General features: G+C 65.4%; 15 protein-coding genes and 1 pseudogene. 7 read left to right on the top strand and 9 right to left on the bottom strand.

The annotated features are described in order from the left end of the window. Window positions 1–22 precede the first annotated feature (22 nt). Both AQZ50_RS02805 and argH read right to left on the bottom strand, forming a co-directional pair. Window positions 23–301 carry an argininosuccinate lyase gene (locus AQZ50_RS02805; RefSeq protein WP_067742130.1) on the bottom strand — a complete coding sequence of 93 codons (279 nt, stop codon included), beginning with the start codon at window positions 299–301 and terminating at the stop codon, window positions 23–25. A 2-nt stretch (window positions 302–303) separates the two neighbouring features. Beyond that, window positions 304–1,680, bottom strand: a complete 1,377-nt coding sequence (gene argH, locus AQZ50_RS02810; RefSeq protein ID WP_067742133.1) for an argininosuccinate lyase — start codon at window positions 1,678–1,680, stop codon at window positions 304–306. 31 nt (window positions 1,681–1,711) lie between these two features. Between argH and AQZ50_RS02815 the strand changes: the two genes are divergently transcribed. From AQZ50_RS02815 to AQZ50_RS02840, 6 genes and pseudogenes are all read left to right on the top strand, one after another. After that, complete coding sequence (locus AQZ50_RS02815) at window positions 1,712–2,284, top strand: TlpA family protein disulfide reductase (protein ID WP_231730074.1); 573 nt, start codon at window positions 1,712–1,714, stop codon at window positions 2,282–2,284. Between the two features lie 256 nt (window positions 2,285–2,540). Continuing rightward, on the top strand, window positions 2,541–3,359 hold the full coding sequence (locus AQZ50_RS02820; RefSeq protein WP_231730075.1) for a thioesterase family protein: 819 nt from the start codon (window positions 2,541–2,543) through the stop codon (window positions 3,357–3,359). Between the two features lie 52 nt (window positions 3,360–3,411). Then, window positions 3,412–4,656 (top strand): serine hydrolase domain-containing protein, encoded by a 1,245-nt coding sequence (locus tag AQZ50_RS02825; RefSeq protein ID WP_067742142.1) that lies wholly within the window; start codon window positions 3,412–3,414, stop codon window positions 4,654–4,656. 35 nt (window positions 4,657–4,691) lie between these two features. Beyond that, window positions 4,692–5,933 (top strand): annotated as a pseudogene (locus AQZ50_RS02830) (3-hydroxyacyl-CoA dehydrogenase NAD-binding domain-containing protein); the annotation flags it as partial. Window positions 5,934–5,946: 13 nt separating this feature from the next. Beyond that, entirely contained in the window at window positions 5,947–7,554 is a 1,608-nt protein-coding gene (locus tag AQZ50_RS02835) for a class I adenylate-forming enzyme family protein (protein ID WP_067742148.1), read from the top strand. Between the two features lie 14 nt (window positions 7,555–7,568). Beyond that, a complete protein-coding gene (locus AQZ50_RS02840; protein ID WP_067742151.1) occupies window positions 7,569–8,744 on the top strand; it encodes an acetyl-CoA C-acyltransferase in 1,176 nt (391 codons plus the stop codon). Between the two features lie 42 nt (window positions 8,745–8,786). On the opposite strand, the gene AQZ50_RS02845 is transcribed toward AQZ50_RS02840, so the two are convergent. The 3 genes from AQZ50_RS02845 to der form a co-directional block, all read right to left on the bottom strand. Further along, entirely contained in the window at window positions 8,787–9,464 is a 678-nt protein-coding gene (locus AQZ50_RS02845; RefSeq protein WP_067742154.1) for a Fe2+-dependent dioxygenase, read from the bottom strand. Window positions 9,465–9,553: 89 nt separating this feature from the next. Then, entirely contained in the window at window positions 9,554–9,964 is a 411-nt protein-coding gene (locus tag AQZ50_RS02850) for a DUF983 domain-containing protein (protein ID WP_067742157.1), read from the bottom strand. Then, window positions 9,961–11,349 carry a ribosome biogenesis GTPase Der gene (der, locus tag AQZ50_RS02855; RefSeq protein WP_067742160.1) on the bottom strand — a complete coding sequence of 463 codons (1,389 nt, stop codon included), beginning with the start codon at window positions 11,347–11,349 and terminating at the stop codon, window positions 9,961–9,963. The genes AQZ50_RS02850 and der overlap by 4 nt, the downstream gene beginning before the upstream one ends. Before the next feature lie 135 nt (window positions 11,350–11,484). On the opposite strand from der, the gene AQZ50_RS02860 reads away from it, so the two are divergent. Then, complete coding sequence (locus AQZ50_RS02860; protein ID WP_082703379.1) at window positions 11,485–12,378, top strand: CHAP domain-containing protein; 894 nt, start codon at window positions 11,485–11,487, stop codon at window positions 12,376–12,378. Between the two features lie 7 nt (window positions 12,379–12,385). Here AQZ50_RS02860 and AQZ50_RS02865 read toward each other — a convergent pair whose 3' ends face one another. The 4 genes from AQZ50_RS02865 to AQZ50_RS02880 form a co-directional block, all read right to left on the bottom strand. After that, entirely contained in the window at window positions 12,386–12,931 is a 546-nt protein-coding gene (locus AQZ50_RS02865) for a pseudouridine synthase (RefSeq protein ID WP_067742163.1), read from the bottom strand. Between the two features lie 24 nt (window positions 12,932–12,955). Next, window positions 12,956–14,191, bottom strand: a complete 1,236-nt coding sequence (locus AQZ50_RS02870) for an MFS transporter (RefSeq protein ID WP_067742166.1) — start codon at window positions 14,189–14,191, stop codon at window positions 12,956–12,958. Window positions 14,192–14,312: 121 nt separating this feature from the next. Beyond that, window positions 14,313–14,591: a BrnA antitoxin family protein gene (locus AQZ50_RS02875; RefSeq protein ID WP_067742169.1), complete on the bottom strand. Its 279-nt coding sequence runs from the start codon at window positions 14,589–14,591 to the stop codon at window positions 14,313–14,315. Next, window positions 14,581–14,832, bottom strand: coding sequence for a BrnT family toxin (locus AQZ50_RS02880; RefSeq protein WP_067742172.1), 252 nt, complete (start codon window positions 14,830–14,832; stop codon window positions 14,581–14,583). The genes AQZ50_RS02875 and AQZ50_RS02880 overlap by 11 nt, the downstream gene beginning before the upstream one ends. Window positions 14,833–14,893 lie beyond the last annotated feature (61 nt).

Raw genomic sequence — 14,893 nt, forward strand, 5'->3', positions numbered from 1 at the left:
CTGAAAAATCGGTTCCGCAAAATCAGTTTTCGGGGGGCAGATTGAAAGGATCGTCGCCACGTTCCTCGGACCGCACGCGCGCATCGACATTGCGTTCGGGCTTGGATTCGACCGGCGGTTTGAGCAACTGATCGGCGTTGGGTTTGTAGGTGCTGCCATAGGGCGCGCGGGGCAAGTCATGACCGGGCTCGGGTTTCAGCACCCGGCGATTGCCGCAGCCTGCCAGCGCCAGCGCAGACAGCGCAACGAGCAACACAGTCGGGCGGGGCAGAATCGGGCGGGGCAAGATCCGGCGGGTCATGATCAATTCTCCAGTCCGAGCGCGCTGCGCGCCTCCGCGACGCGCAAGGCGACTTGCGTCGGGGCGGTTCCGCCATGGCTGGCGCGCGCCGCGACCGAGGCTTCGACGCTGAGCGCGGCATAGACCCGATCATCGATTCGCGCATCGATCGCGCGCAGATCGTCGAGCGGCACCTGATCGAGCGCGATGCCCCGGCTTTCGGCCAGCCGCACCGCCGTACCGGTGATATGATGCGCCTGGCGAAACGGGATGTCGGCCTGGCGGACCAGCCAATCGGCCAGATCGGTCGCGGTGGCATAGCCAAGCTCCGCCGCCGCGCGCATGCGATCGGTGCGAAACCGCGCCTCGGCGACCATCCCGGTCATCGCCGCGACCGACAGCGCGAGCAGCGAGGCCGCCTCGAACACCGGCGGCTTGTCGTCCTGCATGTCCTTTGAATAAGCCAGCGGCAGGCCCTTCATGGTGATCATCAGCGACGTCAGGCTGCCGACGATCCGCCCGGAATGGCCGCGCACCAGTTCGGCAGCATCGGGATTTTTCTTCTGCGGCATGATCGAGCTGCCGGTCGACAGGCTGTCGGGCAAGACGACGAAACCGAACGGCTGGCTAGCCCAGATGATGAATTCTTCGGCCAGCCGCGACAGGTGCAGCGAAATCTGCGCCGCCGTCATCAGGAAATCGAGCGCGAAATCGCGATCCGATACCGAATCGAGGCTGTTGGCGGTCGGGCGGTCAAATCCCAGCGCCGCCGCCGTCGCCGTGCGATCGATCGGAAAGCCGGTCCCGGCCAGCGCCGCCGCGCCCAGCGGACATTCGTTCATCCGCACGCGCGCATCGGCCAGCCGCGAACGATCGCGTCGGATCATTTCGTAATAGGCCATCAGATGGTGGCCGAGCGTGACCGGCTGCGCGGTCTGGAGATGGGTAAAGCCGGGCATGATCGACCCGGCGTGTTCGCCCGCGCGAGTCACCAGCGCGACTTGCAGCGCGCGCAGCCCGGCATCGGCCTCGTCGATCGCATCGCGCACCCACAGGCGGAAATCGGTCGCCACCTGGTCGTTGCGGCTGCGCGCAGTGTGCAGCCGCCCGGCGGCGGGGCCGATCAGTTCGGCCAGCCGGCTTTCGGTGGTCATGTGAATGTCTTCGAGATCCCAGTTTTCGGGAACCCCATTGGCTGCATATTCCGCCGCGATCCTGTCGAGCCCACCGGCAATCGCCGCGGCATCCTCGGACGAAACGATGCCTTGCGCGGCGAGCATGGCAACATGCGCCTTTGACGCGGCGATGTCCTGCCCCCACAGTGCCTTGTCGAAGGGGATCGAGGCATTTATCTCACGCATGATCGCCGACGGGCCGGCGGCAAACCGGCCTCCCCACATTTTATTGGCCCACATCTGATCGGAGCCCGAAGTGCCACTCATCTCGCTGCGCCTGCCTCTTGCCGTTATGCTCGCCGGGTTTAGTCTCGCCGGGTGCGATAGAGAGCCGCGCGCCCCGGCGCAACCGCAGAGCACTTCCGCCGCCGCTGCAGGCGCTTCAGGCGAAGCATTTGCCGGGCGGATCGACCGCAGCCACAAGGGCGCCGCGCTGCCGCAGGCGACGGTCACCGATCCGTCCGGGGCAAAGCTTGCCATCGAAAGCCTCAAGGGCAAGCCGGTGCTGATCAACCTGTGGGCGACATGGTGCGCGCCTTGCGTCAAGGAACTGCCCACGCTCGACGCGCTGGCCGCGCGCGAGGCGGGCAAGCTTGCCATCGTGACCGTTTCGCAGGACATGGCCCAGCCCGAAAAAGTGGCTGCCACGCTGCATTACAGCCATCTTCACCCCTGGCTCGACCCCGACAACACACTCGGCTTTTTCTACAACAGCGGCGAATTGCCGACGAGCGTGCTGTATGATGCCCAAGGGCGCGAAGTATGGCGCATGGTCGGCGCGCACGACTGGACGGGCACGACCGAATGGGCAGGGACAGCGCCGAACTGATCGCGCCCGCGCCCGGTTGAGCCGTACGTCGGGCCGGGGCTGCCCCGTCCCGGGCCCTTTTCTCCATCATGCACAAAAAATGTCCGGCGAGGTTGGCCGGGAGAGGCGACCGCATGCCGTAAGGGAAAGCGCCGCGCACCGCCTGCCGCAAGGGATTTGCATGAGTCAGGCCCCGCGCAAAGCCCCTTTTCGTTGCCGTTTCCATCCCCTAACCAATCCCTTAAACCCAATCGCTTGAACAGAGTCGGGAAGATGCATGGGAATGGATGAAGGCCGGCTTGAGGACGGCGCTCGCGCGCTGCCGCTGGCACAATTGGCCGATCGGCTGAAGCCGCACGGCGATCGTTTCCTGCTGCATGGCGCGGCGGGCTGGATGCAGGGGCGCACGATGTATGGCGGCGCATCCTCGTTCATCGGCTATGTCGCCGCGCGCCGCGCCTTTCCCGATCTGCCGCCGCTGCGCGCGGCACAGATCGGCTTCATCGCCCCGGTGGGCGAGGACGTCGAGGCGCGCGTCGCCATGTTGCGCACCGGACGAAGCGTCAGCCATGTCGAGACCTCGCTGTGGTGCGAAGGCGCACTGGTCCATCGCGCCACCTGGCTGTTCGGGCTGGCGCGCCCGGGCAACGGATCCAAAAGCGCCGAGCGACTGATCGATTTCACCGCGCCCGAAGATGGCGAAGCGGTTTCCCCCGCAGCGAGTGCGCCCGCCTTCATTCATCGCATGGACATGCGCCGCGCCGCGCCCCGGGGCAGCGATACGCGCATCGCGCTTCGCCGCTGGGTACGGCTCAAGGAACGCGACGGGCTTGATCCTTATGCCGAACTCGTCGCGATCGGCGATACGCTGCCGCCCGGATCGATCCGCGCGATGGAGCGGCCCGGCCCGATCAGTTCGATCAACTGGTCGCTGACGCTGCTCGGCACCGACATTGCCACGCGCGACGGCTGGTGGCTGCTCGAAACCGCATCGAACCACATGGCCGACGGTTTTTCGAGCGAGACTCTGCGGATGTGGAATGCCGACGGGGTCGAAGTGATGCGCGGCCTGCAATCGGTGGCGATATTCGGATAAGAGGTGCAGACCGCCATACGCAATGGTATGGTCCTGTCAGGAGAGGACGATAATGCAACTGGCGAATCCCGCAGATCATGGCTTTGAGCCAGCGCGCCTGGCGCGAATCGCGACCTTTCTCGAACGCGATTACGTCGGCCCCGGACGGTTTCCCGGCGCCGACATCCTGATCGCCCGCGACGGCGTGCCGGTATGGCGCGCAACGATGGGTCAGATGCGCGCCGATGGTGGCGCCTGGCGCCCGGACGCGATCTGCCGCATCGCCTCGATGAGCAAGCCGATCGTGTCGATCGCATTCATGATGCTGGTCGAACAAGGGCTGATCGCGCTCGACGATCCGGTGACCAAAGTCGTCCCCGAATTTGCCGACTTGCGCGTCTATGCCGGCGGTGGGGGCGATGTGCCGTTTACCCCCGGGCCGCTGGCCACGCCGATGCGCATGGTCGACCTGCTGACGCACCGGTCGGGCCTCAGCTACGGCATTCAGAACCGCAACAACATCGACGCCGCCTATCGCAAGGGTCGGCTCGACGGGCACCCCAGCCTGGCCGACAACGACACTTTCATTGCCGAGCTGGCCAAGCTGCCGCTCGAATTCAACCCCGGCGAGGCCTGGCAATATTCGGTCGCGATCGACGTCCTGGGCGTGATCGTCAGCCGTCTTTCCGGGCAGAGCCTCGGCGCCTTTCTTCAGGAGCGGATTTTCGAGCCGCTGGGCATGGTCGACACCGGGTTTTCCTGCCCCGCCGACAAGGCCGACCGGCTGACCGACGCCTGGATGCATGTCCCGGGCGGCAAGCCGAAGATGTTCGACGCGGCGGAAAAATCGAGCACCTTGCGCGCGCCCCGCTTTGAAAGCGGGGGCGGCGGGCTGGTTTCGACCGTGGCCGATTATCATCGTTTCTGCGCCATGCTGGTCGGCGGCGGAGCGGCAGACGGCACAAGGCTGATCAGCCCGGCCACGCTGCGCCTGATGACGGCGAACCATTTGCGCGATCGCGATGGCCGAAGCACCGACCTGCCGCACATCGCGCGCGCGCTGTTCAGCGATGCCCGACAAGCCGGAACCGGCTTTGGCCTCGGCTTTGCCGTGACGATCGACCCGGTGCAAACGCTGACTCCGGGCAATGCGGGCGAATTCTTCTGGAGCGGGATCTATTCGACCAAGTTCTTCGTCGATCCGACCGAAGGGCTGTCGATGGTATTCATGACCCAGGTCTACCCATCGGTCGTCTTCCCGATCCGCGAACAGCTCAAGACCCTGATCTACGCCGCGCTGACCGACAGCCGCGCCTGAACAACCGAAAGGAATTAGCCATGTCCGACCCCATCACCGGCGCGCGCGAGCACATCGAGGCCGCACGCAAGGCCGCCGCAGTGATCGACGACATTCCCGCCGATACCGCCTTGATTCCGGTCACCCAGGTCGGCGTGATCGGCGCCGGGACGATGGGCGGCGGGATCACCATGAATTTCCTGACCGCCGGCATTCCGGTGACGATCGTCGAGACGACCCAGGAAGCGCTCGATCGGGGCGTCGCGACAATCCGCCGCAATTACGAAACCACCGTCAAGAAGGGCAAGATGGACGCCGCCCATGCCGAGCGCGCGATCGGCCTGTTGACCCCGACGCTCGATTTCGCCGCGCTGGCCACTGCCGACCTCATCATCGAGGCGATCTATGAAAACATGGACGTCAAGAAAGAGGTGTTTGCCCGACTCGACGCGACGGCCAAGCCCGGCGCGATCCTCGCCAGCAACACCAGCTATCTGGACATCGACGAAATCGCCGCGAGCACCAGCCGCCCGTCATCGGTGCTCGGCATGCATTTCTTTTCGCCCGCCAATGTGATGAAGCTGCTCGAAGTGGTGCGCGGGCGTGAAACCGGCAAGGCGGAGCTGGCAACGGCGATGGCACTGTCGACGAAAATCGGCAAGATCGCGGTCGTCTCGGGCGTGTGCCACGGGTTTATCGGCAATCGCATGCTGTCCCCGCGTCAGCAGGCCGCGCATGCGCTGATCATGGAAGGCGCGAAATACTGGGAAGTCGACGAAGCGCTGCTCGAATTCGGCTTTCCGATGGGCCCCTGGCAGATGGCCGACCTCGCCGGGATCGACATCGGCTGGCACCGTGATCCCCATCGCATCGAAAGCTTGCGCGATGCGCTTTGCGCAGTGGGCCGCTGGGGCCAGAAGACCAGGAAGGGCTTCTACGACTACGACGACAACCGCCAGCGCACCCCTTCGGACGAAGTGAAGGCGATCATTGCCGAATTCGCCGCCAAAGAAGGCAAAGCCCAGCGCGAAATCGGCAAGGACGAGATCCGCGAACGCCTGCTCTATCCGATGATCAGCGAAGGCGCGCTGATCCTGGCCGAGGGCATTTCGCAGCGCGCGGGCGACATCGATACCGTCTGGCTCAATGGCTATGGCTGGCCCGCATGGACCGGCGGCCCGATGTTCTGGGCCGATGCGATCGGGCTCAAGACCGTGGTCGACGGCCTGACGCGCCATGGCCAGCCGGTTGCCCCCTTGCTCGCGGCCAAAGCGGCGGCGGGCGAAACCTTCAACTAGGGGAACGCAGGCCATGGCGGCTCAGCCTCTCGGCGTCGAGGACATCATGGCGGCGGAATTCATTCCGTTGCCCGACATTCTTGCCGCCCACGCCGCGCGGCGGGGCGCGGCGGGGCAGGACGGGGCGATCGCGCTTGCCGACGAACGCCGCCGGGTGAGCTGGGCCGAGCTTGACGCGACGGTCGAACGGATCGCCGCCGGATTGCAGGCGGCGGGCGTGGCCCCGCGCGAACCGGTGGCGATCGCCGCGACCAATTCGGTCGAGGCGGCGCTGGTGTTCCTCGGCATCCTGCGTGCCGGCGCGGCGGCGGCCCTGCTGACATCGACCGCATCGGGCGAAACGGTCATGGCCATGCTGAAAGACAGCACCGCGCATGTGCTGTTTCTCGACAAGGCGATGGCAGACAAGATTGCCGAGTTTCCCTTTCCGGCAGGCGTGACCCGCATCGCGGTGGACGACAGCGATGCCGGGGTTCCGCTGTCCGCATGGCTGCCCCCGGTCGGCACCCGCGCCGCGCCGGTGACCATCGCGCCGCAAGACCCGTTCAACATCATCTATTCCTCGGGCACCACGGGCAGCCCCAAGGGCATCGTGCAAAGCCACCAGATGCGCCACGAATATGCCCGGCGCACGCTGGCTGGCGGCTATGGCGATGCGACTTGCGTGATCTGTTCGACGCCGCTCTATTCGAACACCACGCTGGTCAGCTTTTTTCCCGCGCTGGCAGGCGGGGGCAAAGTCGTGCTGATGGCGCGATTCGACGCGCATCGCTTTCTCGAATTGTCGCAAGCCGAGCGCGTGACGCACGCCATGCTGGTGCCGGTGCAATACCGGCGGATCATGGAATTGCCCGATTTCGACCGGTTCGACTTGTCGTCCTATGTGCTCAAATCCTGCACGTCCGCGCCGTTTCCCGCCTGGCTCAAGGCCGACGTGCTCGCACGCTGGCCCGGCGGGCTGATCGAGGGCTATGGCATGACCGAAGGCGGGGCGACGACAATCCTCCTCGCGCACGAATTCCCCGACAAGCTGCACACCGTCGGGCGCGTCACCCCCGGCCATGTGATGAAGATCATCGACGACGAAGGCCGCGAATTGCCGCCGGGCGAAACGGGCGAAATCGTCGGCCATTCGCCGATCATGATGAACGGCTATCACGGCAAGGACGACCAGACTCGCGAAGTCGAATGGTTCGACGCCGAAGGGCGCCGCTATATCCGCCATGGCGATGTCGGCCGCTTCGACGAAGACGGCTTCCTGATCCTCATGGACCGATCAAAGGACATGATCATTTCCGGCGGGTTCAACATCTACCCCACCGATCTCGAAGCCGTGCTCCACCGCCAGGCCGCCGTGCGCGAAGCGGCGGTGATCGGCGTGCCTTCGGACAAATGGGGCGAAACCCCGTTTGCCGTCGTCGTGCCGGTCGATCGCGGGGCCGATCCGCAGGCGATCCTTGCCGAGGCCAACGCCCATCTGGGCAAGACGCAGCGGATCAGCGGCATCGCACTGGTCGACGAACTGCCGCGCAGCCCGATCGGCAAAGTGCTCAAGCGCGAATTGCGCGATCGCTTTGGCGGCAATCCGATTACCCAGGCCTTTTCCCAGACACTTGCATGAGAGGAACATGAAATATGCGTGATGCAGTCATCGTAGCGGGCGCGCGGACCCCGATCGGGCGTGCCTACAAGGGCGCCTTCAACGCCACGCCCGGCGCCACGCTCGGCTCGCTGTCGCTGCGCGCGGCGGTCGAACGGGCCGGGATCGAAGGCGGCGAAATCGACGATGTGATCTGGGGCGCGGCGCTGCAACAGGGCGCCCAGGCCGGCAATATCGCGCGTCAGGTCGCCTTGCGCGCCGGGCTTCCGGTCACCGTGTCGGGTCAGTCGATGGATCGCCAGTGCTCTTCGGGGCTGATGGCGATCGCCACTGCGTCAAAGCAGGTGATCTTTGACCGCATGGACGTCGTCGCCGCCGGTGGTCAGGAATCGATCAGCATGGTGCAGACCAAGGACATGCGCGTCGAGCCCGATCCGCAGCTCTATGCCATGCACAACGCGATCTACATGCCGATGCTGCAGACCGCCGAAGTGGTCGGCCAGCGCTATGGCATCGGCCGCGATGTGTGCGACGCCTATGCCTTTCAGTCGCAGCAGCGCACCGCCGCCGCCCAGGCCGCAGGCGTCTTCGCCGAGGAAATCGTGCCTGCCAGCGCGCTCATGGCCGTCGCCGACAAAGTTTCGGGCGAAGTCAGCCATCGCGAAGTCCTGCTGACCAAGGACGAGGGCAACCGTCCGGAAACCACGCTCGAAGGGCTGAATTCGCTCAAGACGGTGTTGCCCGACGGGATCGTGACCGCCGGCAACGCCAGCCAGCTGTCCGACGGGTCGGCCGCCGTGATCGTGATGGAAGGTGCGCTCGCTGCGAAAAAGGGCCTGACCCCGCTGGGCCGCTATATCGGCATGGCGGTCGCCGGCACCGAGCCCGACGAAATGGGCATCGGCCCGGTCTTTGCCATCCCCAAGCTGCTCAGCCGTTTCGATCTGACCATCGATGACATCGGGCTGTGGGAATTGAACGAAGCCTTTGCCGTGCAAGTGCTCTATTGCCGCGATCGCCTCGGCATTCCCAACGACTTGCTCAATGTCAGCGGCGGCTCGATCTCGATCGGCCACCCTTATGGCATGACCGGCGCGCGCTGTTCGCTTCACGCGCTGCTCGAAGGCAAGCGTCGCGGCGCCAAATATGCGGTCGTGACGATGTGCGTCGGCGGCGGCATGGGCGCGGCCGGCCTGTTCGAAATCTTCTGATTTCAAGGTGATCGGGGTGCGGTGATCCGCGCCCCGTTCGTTTCAGGTTTCCGCCCAGCTGCTGATCAGGCGGTGATAGACGCGGGTCAGGCGCAGCACTTCGCGATCATCGGCACCATGCCGGGCGGCCAGCCCCTGAATCGACTGATCGAGATCGAACAGCGTCTCGCGCGCGTCATGGTCGCGCACCAGCGATTGCAGCCAGAAAAAACACGCCAGCCGTTCCCCTGCCGTGACGGGCGTCACCCGGTGCAGACTGGTCGACGGGTAGAGCACCATGGCCCCGGCGGGCAGGACATGCGAGACCGTGCCGAACGCGCCGTCGATGGTCAGTTCGCCCCCTTCATATCCTTCGGACAGGAAAAGCGTCGCCGACAGGTCGGTGCGGATCAGCGCGCCCGTCCCGGCATCGCGGCGGATGGCGTTGTCGACATGCGCGCCAAAGCCTTCGCCCGGCCCATAGCGGTTGAACAGCGGCGGATAGATCGTGCGCGGCAAAGCGGCGGACAGAAACAGCGGATTGCGCGCCAGCGCCGCCTCGACCCGCGCGCGCGCAGCCATGGCGACGGCGCCGGTTTCGGGCAATTGGCGGTTGCGCTTGGCCAGTGCGGCGCCGGGGCCGCTGGTGACATTGCCATCGACCCAGTCCGCGTCGGCGAGCGTGCGCCCCAGTGCAAGCGCTTCATCGCGCGGCAGGACATCGGGGATGACAATCAGCATGGGGCGTTCTCGGCAGCAAGGCGGGATGCGCGCTTCTTGCATTGCCGATCATATTTTGCAAGTCATTCTCAATTGCAATTGACGAGAGCCTAGGCGATTCCCGCTTCCTGCTTGCCCGGCCTTTCGGCAAAGCCCTGCATCCCCATCCACCATTGCAGCGCAATGATCGCCCCTTTGGCCGGTTGCAGCAGGCTCAGCAGCAGCACCACCGCGAGGATCAGCGCAATCGCCACCGTCACCCACATCGGGATCGCCGTCGCGCTGCCCAGAACGATCATGACCGGCGCCAGAATGTGCCCGGTGATCAGGATCGCGACATAAGGCGGGAAATCGTCCGCCGCATGCAGCGTCCAGTCCTGCCCACACAAGGGGCAGCGATCGACCGGCTTCAAAAAGCGCGCAAACAGATGCACCCCGCCGCAACGCGGGCATTTGCCCAGCAGCCCCCGACGCATCGCCGCAGACAACGAATGCGGCAGATCGGGCAGAAACGGGGTCATTTGTTGGCGAACGGATTTTTCGGACTGCGCAGCGTCAGACGAATCGGCACTGCGTCAAAGCCCAGTTCGCGGCGGATGCCGTTGACCAGATAGCGGCGATAGCTTTCGGGCAACTGGTCGAGCCGCGTGCCGAACAGGACAAAGCCCGGCGGGCGCGTCTTGGCCTGCGTGATATAGCGCAGCTTGATCCGCCTGCCCCCCGGCGCGGGCGGCGGATTGGCTTCGAGCGCGGTATCGAACCAGCGGTTGAGCGCAGCGGTCGGCACGCGCTGGCTCCATGCATCGCGCAAGGTAAAGGCCACACTCAGCATCTGGTCGAGCCCTTTGCCCGTCCGCGCCGAAACCGCGATCAGCGGCACCCCGCGCACTTGCGCAAGCCCCTCGTCGAGCGCGGCGCGCACGCCGTTGAACAGCCCGCTCGGGTCTTCGGCGACATCCCACTTGTTGATCGCGATCATCAACGCGCGACCTTCTTCGAGCACCATCGAGGCGATCTTGAGATCCTGATGCTCAAGCCCGCGCGTCGCATCGAGCAACAGCACGACGACTTCGGCAAAATCGACCGCGTGGCGCGCATCGGCAACCGACAGCTTTTCCAGCTTTTCGACCACCAGCGCCTTTTTGCGCATGCCCGCCGTGTCGATCAGCCGCACCGGGCGCGCTTCGCCGTTGGCCGGATCGGTCCAGGTAAAATCGACCGCGATCGAATCACGCGTGATCCCGGCCTCCGGCCCGGTCAGCAGGCGGTCTTCGCCCAGAATGCGGTTGATCAGCGTCGATTTGCCGGCATTGGGGCGACCCACGACAGCGAACTTGAGCACGCTTTTGGGATCGTATTCATACTCTTCCTCGGCGTCATCGTCCGCGCTCTCTTCCGGCTCTCCGACCAGCGGGAGCAGCGCCTGGAACAGATCGCCCAGCCCCTGACCATGTTCGGCGGAAAACGCGATCGGATCGCCAAAGCCCAGGGCATAGGATTCAAACAGTCCGTGATCGCCGGCGCTGCCTTCGGCCTTGTTGGCAAGCAGGACCACCGGCACGTTCAATTCGTGCAAGTGCCGCCCGATTTCCTCGTCCAGCGGGGTCAGTCCGGATCGCGCGTCGATCACGAACAGCGCCACGCTCGCACCCTGCAGCGCCGCTTCGGTCTGCGCGCGCATGCGTCCGGGCAGGCTGGCGGGATTATCGTCTTCCCAGCCCGCAGTATCGACGATCGTGAAGGCCAGGCCCAACAGGTTTGCTTCGCCCAGACGACGGTCGCGGGTCACCCCCGGCTGATCGTCGACAAGCGCAAGCTTCTTGCCCACCAATCGATTGAACAGAGTGGACTTGCCGACATTGGGGCGGCCGATGATCACAACATGCGGTAAATTGGGGGCGGACATGCAGACTGCCGTGCCGCTTTGTCGGCAGAAAGGCAAGCAATTGCGATAAGTGCCCCGGCATCAGTGGAGACCTTACGCGCCATTAACCTTACAGGGTTGGCGTGCCTTAACGACACCCGGTCCATGTTCCATGGCATGACGGGATGGATTGAACGCAGAATCGGTCGGGGGGCCGGAACCGGATGGGGGCTCGCCGCAGTGTTGGCCCTTGCCGTTCCGTTCGTCCCCAGTGCGGCCACGGCACGCCCCGCCGGCATCGCGCCCAGCGTCGATGCCGGCGATGACAGCAGCGACGATGATGCGCTGCCTTATATGCAATGCGTGCCGTTCGCGCGGCAGGCTTCGGGCATTCAGCTTCGCGGCGACGCGCTGACCTGGTGGGATCAGGCCGACGGGCTCTACGCCCGCGGCCATGTCCCGCAAGCAGGCGCGGTGATGAGCTTTCGCCCCTATCGCGCGATGTCGCTGGGCCATGTCGCGATGGTCAGCAAAGTGATCGATTCGCGCACCGTGCTCTTGCGCCATGCCAATTGGTCGCCGATCGGCGGCAGACGCGGCCAGGCCGAGATCGACGTGCGCGCAGTCGACGTCTCTCCGGCCAACGACTGGAGCGAAGTGCGTGTGTGGTACGCCCCGATCGGCGATCTGGGCACGACGCATTGGCCGGTCAACGGTTTCATCTACAAACATGCCCCGCGCAAGGGCGAGCCGCCGCTGCTGTCGGCCCGAACCACGCTGGCCCAGGCCGACACGCCGCGCGTAACGCGCCTTTCGGCGATGCCTGCGCCTTCCAGCCGGATCGACAGCGACTTCCTCGATGGCATCCGGCCCGAAACCGGAGCTGCCGTCCCGCACACGGCCAGGCCGAACGCCACCGCCGCGCCGCGCCCTGTGCGCAACTACCTGTTTGCCCACGCAGCACCGTCATCGGCCCCGACAAAGCTCACCCCGACAAGGCTCACCCCGGCGCTGCGCGACGATCCGATCGGCCGAATCATCGCCGCCCGGATGAAAACCGCCGAAAACTGATCGGGGATCAGGACGTAACCGCTTCCTCGCGCCATGCGCCCACGGGCAGGTCGTCAAGCGTCCACTCGCCGATCTGCCAGCGCACCAGCCGCAGCGTCGGCAGGCCCACCGCCGCCGTCATCCGCCGCACTTGCCGATTGCGCCCTTCGCGCAAAGTCAGGCGAATCCAGCAATCGGGCACGCTTTTGCGATAGCGTACCGGCGGATCGCGCGGCCACAGGTCGGGCGGCGCAATCCGCTCCGCTTGCGCGGGCAACGTCATCCCGTCCTTGAGCATGACACCGCGCCGCAACTGTTCGAGCTGCGCCTCGTCCGCCTCGCCTTCGACTTGCGCCAGATAGGTCTTGGGCAGCTTGAACCGGGGGTCGGCGATCCGCGCCTGCAACCGCCCGTCATCGGTCAGCAGCAAGAGCCCCTCGCTGTCGCGATCGAGGCGCCCCGCCGGATAGACCCCCGGCACCGCGACAAAATCGGCCAATGTCGCCCGCGCCCCGTCATCGGTAAACTGCGACAGCACCCCATAGGGCTTGTTGAACAACACCAGACGCGCCACGTGATCCTCCGTTGGGGCGCTCTATCACGCCGTCTTGCGCCAGGCGACCTCGCGGATCGGGCCGGTCAACGGGCCGTAGGCGACCAGCCCGATCAGCGACAGCAGCGCCGGAATCAGGAACGCGAGGCGAAACGAGCCCGTTTGCGCGACGACCAGCCCGGTGATCATCGGCGCGGCAACGCCCGACATGTTGCCGATCAGATTCTGCGTCCCCATCCAGCGCCCCGCCGCCGCCGGGCCCGCCAAAGTCTGACCGGCGCCAAAGTTCAAGGGGCTGATCACGCCGCAAAAGACCGCCGTCGCCGCCAGCCAGATCACCACGGTATCGTGCGAAGCGAGCGTCGCCCCCACAAACATCGCCCCGCAACCGGCCATGCCGCCCATCAAAAACGCCTTGCGCACCACGGCGCCGTCGCGCCCGCCCGCAATCAGGCGGTCGGACATCACGCCGCTGAACGCGCTGCCCAGGGCTTGCCCGACCGGGATCGCCGCGCCGACTACCGCCATGCGCTGCAACGAATAATGCTCTGACGAAACCAGAAACGTCGGCAGCCAGGTCAGCAACAGATACGTCGGATAGGCATAGCAGAACTGCCCGATCGCAATCCCCCACAGCCCGCGCTGCGACAGGATTTCGCCCCAGCCGGGCACGCGCAGCGGCTCTGTCCGACCGCGCCCCTCGCCCGTCGGCAAACGCGTCGCAAACCACAAGGGCAGCCACAGCAACGACGCCGCCCCGATCACCCAGAACACCGGGCGCCAGCCATAGCGCGCCAGCACCAGCCCGCCGACCAGCGTCCCCGCCACCGGCCCCAGAAACAGCCCGATCGAAATCGCCGCATTGGCCCGTCCGCGCTGATGCTCTGCCGCGTGTTCCGCCAGCAGGCGCGCATTGGCCGGAAAGATCACGCTTTCCCCGATACCGATCGCCAGCCGCAGCATCAGCAGGCTGCCAAACCCCGTGGCCATCCCGCACGCCATCGTCGCCGCCGACCAGGCCAGCAACCCGGCGGGCAGCACCCAGCGCACGGGCCAGCGCTGCACCACCGCGCCCGAAAGCGGCTGCACCAGCGCATAGCTCCAGAAAAACGATGACAGCAGCACCCCCAGCGCGCGGGGATCGATCGCCAGATCATGGCTCAGGACGGGCGCGGCCACCGCCAGACTGCCCCGGTCGGCATAATTGATGAACATCGCCAGCGCCAGAAGCAGCACCAGCCATGCGGACACCCCCTGCTTGCGCGCGCCCGCCACCGCCATGATCCACCCCACCCTCGTTTGCAGGCAGGATCACGGCGAACCGGGCGCGGGTCAAGGGTCAACGAAACAAGGGATCGCCACGACATCCATCATCGAAACGGATCTCAAAAAAGACCCCGCATCACCCCGCCACAGCCGCGCGCAAGGCATCATTCATACGTGCCTGCCATCCCGGACCTGTGGCGCGCCATGCCGCAATCACATCGGGATCGAGCCGCAGCGTGATCGACTTCTTGGCATCGGGCTTGGTCGTCCCCACCGGTCGTCCACGTTTGCCTTTGCCAAAGGCAGAACGGATATGCGCCGGGATTTGTTCGCCGTGCAGCGCGCGGGCGAAATCCGCTTCGGTCCATTCGGGATTGTCGTCATCAAAAACGACCGGCTGCGGTTTATCCGACATGGCGCTTCACCTCCTTTGCATGAGCGCGGCGCAAACTGATCACCCGAATCACGCCGCCGCGATCCGTACCCGCCAGGCAAAAGGCCAAGCCGTCGATCATTCCGTAAAGGCGGAAGCGCGGTTCATCGAACCGTCCATCGTCGACATAGGCCAGGACATCGAGTTCGCTCGCCCGCGCCAACGAAATGCCATGCTTGGCCACGTTGACGGCGTCTTTCACCGGATCGAACTCGACATCCATCAATTATTTGTAACTGCACTTTATTCGCAACGCAAGCATTTTCATGCAGCTACAAATAATC

The sequence above is a fragment of the Novosphingobium sp. Fuku2-ISO-50 genome (assembly GCF_001519055.1).
GTDB lineage: Bacteria > Pseudomonadota > Alphaproteobacteria > Sphingomonadales > Sphingomonadaceae > Novosphingobium.

Excerpts from the sequence above, each read along its gene's own strand:
- AQZ50_RS02860 (WP_082703379.1), top strand. The coding sequence starts at position 11,485 with ATGACGGGATGGATTGAACGCAGAATCGGTCGGGGGGCCGGAACCGGA.
- der (WP_067742160.1), bottom strand. The coding sequence starts at position 11,349 with ATGTCCGCCCCCAATTTACCGCATGTTGTGATCATCGGCCGCCCCAAT.
- AQZ50_RS02825 (WP_067742142.1), top strand. The coding sequence starts at position 3,412 with ATGCAACTGGCGAATCCCGCAGATCATGGCTTTGAGCCAGCGCGCCTG.
- argH (WP_067742133.1), bottom strand. The coding sequence starts at position 1,680 with ATGTGGGGAGGCCGGTTTGCCGCCGGCCCGTCGGCGATCATGCGTGAG.
- AQZ50_RS02870 (WP_067742166.1), bottom strand. The coding sequence starts at position 14,191 with ATGGCGGTGGCGGGCGCGCGCAAGCAGGGGGTGTCCGCATGGCTGGTG.
- AQZ50_RS02805 (WP_067742130.1), bottom strand. The coding sequence starts at position 301 with ATGACCCGCCGGATCTTGCCCCGCCCGATTCTGCCCCGCCCGACTGTG.
- AQZ50_RS02875 (WP_067742169.1), bottom strand. The coding sequence starts at position 14,591 with ATGTCGGATAAACCGCAGCCGGTCGTTTTTGATGACGACAATCCCGAA.
- AQZ50_RS02850 (WP_067742157.1), bottom strand. The coding sequence starts at position 9,964 with ATGACCCCGTTTCTGCCCGATCTGCCGCATTCGTTGTCTGCGGCGATG.
- AQZ50_RS02840 (WP_067742151.1), top strand. The coding sequence starts at position 7,569 with ATGCGTGATGCAGTCATCGTAGCGGGCGCGCGGACCCCGATCGGGCGT.
- AQZ50_RS02835 (WP_067742148.1), top strand. The coding sequence starts at position 5,947 with ATGGCGGCTCAGCCTCTCGGCGTCGAGGACATCATGGCGGCGGAATTC.
- AQZ50_RS02845 (WP_067742154.1), bottom strand. The coding sequence starts at position 9,464 with ATGCTGATTGTCATCCCCGATGTCCTGCCGCGCGATGAAGCGCTTGCA.
- AQZ50_RS02880 (WP_067742172.1), bottom strand. The coding sequence starts at position 14,832 with ATGGATGTCGAGTTCGATCCGGTGAAAGACGCCGTCAACGTGGCCAAG.
- AQZ50_RS02820 (WP_231730075.1), top strand. The coding sequence starts at position 2,541 with ATGGGAATGGATGAAGGCCGGCTTGAGGACGGCGCTCGCGCGCTGCCG.